We start from the raw sequence: 4,657 nt of genomic DNA on the forward strand, positions 1-4,657 counted from the left end.
CCCCCTCGGTGCTCTCCAATCCTCTGCTGAGGACCGCTATCGCCTGTTCGGCGGTCATCGCCTCGACTTCCACCGTCGCCGCGCCGACCGGCAGTTCCTTGGGCATTCGCGTGGTGACCAGTCGCCGACACGACGGGGCCCCGACCAAGAACGGTTCCAGCTGGCTCCTGCGCCAGACGTCATCGATGACCAGGAGGCAGTGCTTGTCCCGCAAGACCTCCGCCAGGTGCGAACCGGCTTGTTCCGGGTCGGTGTAGCTCGGGCGTTCCCCCGCCACGCGCGCGGCCAGGTCGTTGATCTTCTCCGCGAGTTCAGCCTTCCCGACATGGGCGCCCAAGGTCACCCACAGCGTTCCGTCCCGGAACCGCTCTTCCACCCGAGGATCGTTGGCCACCAGCGCCGCCAGCGTCGATTTGCCGAACCCCCCGGCGCCGGTCACTCCGATCAACGCGACCGGCCCCTGGTTGTCCTCGCTGAGCAGTGCCTTCACCACGTCGTCCCGAAGGCCCGGACGATCTACCGCCCCGTCCGGTGGTGGCGGCGGCGCCCCCACGGTCGGACGCGTGGACGGGCTGGTGTGGAAATTGATGTCGCCTTGCACAACGCCCGCCTGAAAGATCGACCCGTGCACCTCGCGGGCCCTCACCTTGTTCTTGGTGTGGACTTCGCCCCGCTCATTCGGCGAGCCAGCAGCCGGGCTCGCCTGGTCGGGCTCTGGGGCCGAACCACGCGCTGCCCACCCCGTGACGCCCGCAGCCAGCAAGAACAGCGCACCTGTCCCGACCAACAGCCAACCGAGGTTGCTCTCCGTCCACTCCTCCGGGACGACGCCCGTCACGACGTTCGTCGCCGCGCCTGCGAGCAACTGCAGCAGCCCCGCGACGAACGTCCCAAGGAAAGTCAAACGCGCGACGCGGGAGGACTCCGCCTTGGCCATTCCTCACCACCCGCGAGGACTCGCACAACGCACTTCGGTCATCAGGTGGTCGATCAATCCCCAGGTCGTGATCGACGAGTGCTGCGACATTGCGCCAGCCTCAGCGTTCGGCGCCGCAGGTGGCACCGGGCCGCTCGAGATCGCTCTCGCGTCCTCAGCTGCTCGGTGCCCGGGCGCGACAACGACCGGGAGGTTTCCAGCACGAGAGCCCTGCCGCCGCTCCAGGTGCGCCAAGATCAGCACGCTCACACGATAGCGAGCAAGTGATCACCCCACGTGGTTTTTCCCGAACCGTGATCGACCGCCGCGCCGATCCGCTCGCTGATGGAGGTGCAGTCAGGGCTTGTCGATGCTTGTCGATGCAGAGCCCACGCCTCCGTTCTCGCGGCACCTCGTGCCTGCGGAACGAGTCGAATTCAGCGCGCACAGCAGAACGGAACTCCTCGCGCAGGGCGGCCAACGTCGGGGTCGGCCCGGGGCTCGCAGCCGCGAGCAGCCCATCGACAGAGCACGTGAGCACGACCCTTCGCCCGTCAGCAGCTCCACGCACCGATCCGGTGGGAGGTACGACAGCAGCTGTGCGGGCTCAGGCCGGGGAGCGAGATCGAGGTCGATCCGGAGTTCGAAAGCCAGCCCGACGGCCTCCCACCGCTCACCCGGGCAAATCGCATTCCGGACTGGGGGAGGCCTGCAGCGACTCCCGCCAGCTGGCCTCGATGTCGCCGGTACGAGGCAGGCGGCACCGCAAGAACTCGGACAACGTGCTCGTCGAGCTTTGCGCTTGGTCCTTGATCGGCATGCCCGCAGGATTCCAAGATCCACCGACACCCCACCGGTTTCCCGCTCATGCGTTCGAGCCCGGTGGGGCGCCGTCCCGACTGCTCTTCCCCGCGGACGCGGATGGTGTGGTGCCGACCACAGCGCTGAGTGGGTGGCGCGGCCGAAAAGGAACGAGCCCCTGACATCGCTGCCAGGGGCTCGTTCCTCGCGTGGGCGATACTGGGATCGAACCAGTGACCTCTTCGGTGTGAACGAAGCGCTCTCCCGCTGAGCTAATCGCCCTTGTTCAGTTCTCCGGCGGTCCGGGCCTCCGCCCTTCCCGCTTGCAAGGAAAACAATACACGATCGTTTTCAGCCCTCGAACAGGGGGGAGGCAAGCCAGCGCCAGGGCAGGTCGAACCAGCTTCCGACCAGGCCGAACACGCCCATCATCCACAGCGTCACCAGCACCACCAGGCCGGTGCCGGACATGACGGCGAGCTTGGTGATCCAACTCTGCCGACCGAGCCAGGCCACCCAGCGCTTGTACTGGCGCCGGGCGAACATGTTGACCCGGTGGGCCCAGTGGAACTCGGTGGCCAAGATGCCCAGCCCGGCGAACACGACCAGCCATCCCGGACCCGGGTAGGGGATCATCACCAGTCCGGCCAACAGCACGAGGGTGCCGAAGGTGCCGAGCGCCACCCGGTACGTCGTGTTGAGGCCGCGGCGATGGCGGATGCGCTCCCGGAACCTCCGCACCCGCTGCACCAGGCGCTGCAGTTTCGCGCGCCACGGCCGTCGCCGCTGCTCCTCCTGGTCCATGTCACGCTCGCGGGATGGTGACTCGGCCGCGTTACTCAGAGTTCCACCTGCCGGACGCTCGGACGTTCTTGCTCGTGGCCGGATGAGCCTGCGATTAGGCCATCCCGGTGTTCCCGGTGCCAGAATACGGTGGGTTGGTGGAACGGGCTCGGGGCATGCGCAAAGCAGACACCGGCGCGCTCGTCAGCGGACCGCCGACCGAGGGGGTGCTCCGACCGCGTCTAGCGCGGCTTGTTCGGGGCGGACAGGGCACATAGTCTCTGCACCGCGAAATTCGATCCACCTCACATTGTGCGGTGAGTCACTTGCGGGAGTGGCAAAAGCAGGCTTGTGGTCACGGAGTAGTACCAACGAGTTCACCTAAAACGGTGAATTCCGTGGCGAGGGTCTCATGAGGGCGGATTTCTGCGGGGTTAAAAATTCGTGGCCGATGCCTATCCTGAATGCAGTGCCGCTGGTCAGGACGCGAATAAACCCAGTGGTCAGAGTGGGTTTGTGGTTGTCCTGCAGCGGCTCGGGCGCGAAGTTGGGGCCCGATGCGACCGCAGTTACCAGGCAACTACGGAAAGTAGCAAAGATTCGGATTTGTGAAATGGTGTCGGTGCTTCGAGCTTGAGCCTCCGGTTCGCAGCTGATCCTCTTCCGTGCAAACGGGCCGTGCCGCGGTCATCCATGGCCATCTGGCGCTGGAGAGGGGCTCCGACGCGGCGCAAATCCGCTTTGTGAAAACAGAAAGCAACTAGACAGTAACGCAGCGAATAAGGGGGATGCCCCATACGGGTGGTCTGTCGGTGACATGCGGGCGCTGGAGCCGGGTAACCGGCACAACTGGAGTCCGCGATCGATGGCTCGCCTCGCGGGGAGCAGAAGGGGAAGATGATGAGAAACGACCACGTGACCATACGTTCGACAGCGGTTTTCGACCTGCTGGCTCCGCAGGCTCCGGCGGCTCCGGTCCAGGTGGAGATGCGCTACGACACCCGCGACCCGTACGCGGTGGTGGCGGCCTTCCGCACCGGTCGTTCCGGCTGGGTCGAATGGGTGTTCGCCCGGGATCTGCTGGCCGACGGCTTGATCGCTCCCGCGGGCGAGGGAGATGTGCAGATCCGCCCGGCCACCGATGACCCCGAAGTGGTGGTCGTCGAGCTGAGCTCGCCCTCCGGGCACGCCGTGTTCGAAGCGAGCGCCCAGGAGCTGGCGGACTTCCTGGACCGCACCTACGACGTCGTGGTCCCCGGGAACGAGAACCTCTGGGTGGACCTGGACCAGGCGCTGACCCGTCTGCTGCCCTACGACCTCGGCTGAATCGATCTTCCCCGGCCTGACGGCAGTGCGGGGTGATGGATTCCGGGACCCCTCTGCACGCCCCCGCGGAGGGTGGTCTAAAGTGCATCGTGCAACGCGGCGGACGGGCCGACGACCGAAGAGGTCCTGGTCCGGTGTCGCGGGCGTGCGGACGTAGCGCAGCTGGTAGCGCATCACCTTGCCAAGGTGAGGGTCGCGGGTTCGAGTCCCGTCGTCCGCTCTACGTCCTTCAGCTCCCGCAACGGGGGGCTGGGGTGTGGCGGAGTGGCCGAGTGGCTTAGGCAAGGGCCTGCAAAGCCCTGTACGCGGGTTCGATTCCCGCCTCCGCCTCGCGCGATTAGCTCAGTGGGAGAGCGCTACCTTGACACGGTAGAGGTCACTGGTTCAATCCCAGTATCGCGCACCACCCGTTCTCAGCAGGTGAAGCCCCTGTCAGCGTTCCGCTGGCAGGGGCTTTCGCTGTTCGGCAGCCACCGCGAAGTGCTGCCTCCGGTCTGCATCGGGCGCTCCGGTCCCACTGGCGATCTCCGGTCGCGCACAGGGCAGGCCCGTGGCGTCGGCGCGCTGGGTGCTTGTCGTGCCGCTGATGGCGACCGGAGGCGGTCCGCTGGGCCTGCCGGGGTCTCCGCGGACAGTGGCGAGCAGGTGCTCCCGGAAGCAGGCTCTCCTCGCTGCGATCAGCTCTCCCAATCACACGTCGGCGGAATCGCCTGCCAGGCAGCGTGCTCGGATGACAAGTACCTTAGAGCGTGTCTCACTTGGCTTGTTTGAGCTTCTTGAAGCAGGTCAGTGCGGCGGCGAGGGCGAGGAAGCCTTTGAAGGCATCGGCGC

General features: G+C 66.4%; 4 protein-coding genes and 4 tRNA genes. 4 read left to right on the forward strand and 4 right to left on the reverse strand.

Annotated elements, in window-relative coordinates:
* The 4 genes from SREC43747_RS20015 to SREC43747_RS0118805 all read right to left on the reverse strand — a co-directional run.
* The coding region (locus tag SREC43747_RS20015; protein ID WP_037332656.1) for an NB-ARC domain-containing protein at positions 1-937 on the reverse strand (937 nt) is incomplete at its 3' end.
* A gap of 652 nt (positions 938-1,589) precedes the next feature.
* Positions 1,590-1,736, reverse strand: a complete 147-nt coding sequence (locus SREC43747_RS21445; protein WP_160173021.1) for a hypothetical protein — start codon at positions 1,734-1,736, stop codon at positions 1,590-1,592.
* A 191-nt stretch (positions 1,737-1,927) separates the two neighbouring features.
* Positions 1,928-1,999 (reverse strand) — tRNA-Val (locus SREC43747_RS0118800).
* Positions 2,000-2,068: 69 nt separating this feature from the next.
* Positions 2,069-2,521, reverse strand: coding sequence for a TIGR02611 family protein (locus tag SREC43747_RS0118805; RefSeq protein ID WP_081722691.1), 453 nt, complete (start codon positions 2,519-2,521; stop codon positions 2,069-2,071).
* A gap of 879 nt (positions 2,522-3,400) precedes the next feature.
* Here SREC43747_RS0118805 and SREC43747_RS0118810 point away from each other — a divergent pair.
* From SREC43747_RS0118810 to SREC43747_RS0118825, 4 genes are all read left to right on the forward strand, one after another.
* Entirely contained in the window at positions 3,401-3,826 is a 426-nt protein-coding gene (locus tag SREC43747_RS0118810; RefSeq protein WP_029722936.1) for an SsgA family sporulation/cell division regulator, read from the forward strand.
* Positions 3,827-3,973: 147 nt separating this feature from the next.
* Positions 3,974-4,046 (forward strand) — tRNA-Gly (locus SREC43747_RS0118815).
* Positions 4,047-4,084: 38 nt separating this feature from the next.
* A tRNA-Cys gene (locus SREC43747_RS0118820) sits at positions 4,085-4,156 on the forward strand.
* Position 4,157: 1 nt separating this feature from the next.
* Positions 4,158-4,232 (forward strand) — tRNA-Val (locus SREC43747_RS0118825).
* Positions 4,233-4,657 lie beyond the last annotated feature (425 nt).

Origin of the sequence: Saccharopolyspora rectivirgula DSM 43747, from assembly GCF_000497205.1 — a bacterium.
Taxonomy (GTDB): Bacteria; Actinomycetota; Actinomycetes; order Mycobacteriales; family Pseudonocardiaceae; genus Saccharopolyspora; species Saccharopolyspora rectivirgula.

Bases quoted from the DNA above. Each gene is read 5' to 3' on its own strand.
- SREC43747_RS21445 (WP_160173021.1), bottom strand. From the start codon at position 1,736: ATGCCGATCAAGGACCAAGCGCAAAGCTCGACGAGCACGTTGTCCGAG.
- SREC43747_RS0118805 (WP_081722691.1), bottom strand. From the start codon at position 2,521: ATGGACCAGGAGGAGCAGCGGCGACGGCCGTGGCGCGCGAAACTGCAG.
- SREC43747_RS0118810 (WP_029722936.1), top strand. From the start codon at position 3,401: ATGAGAAACGACCACGTGACCATACGTTCGACAGCGGTTTTCGACCTG.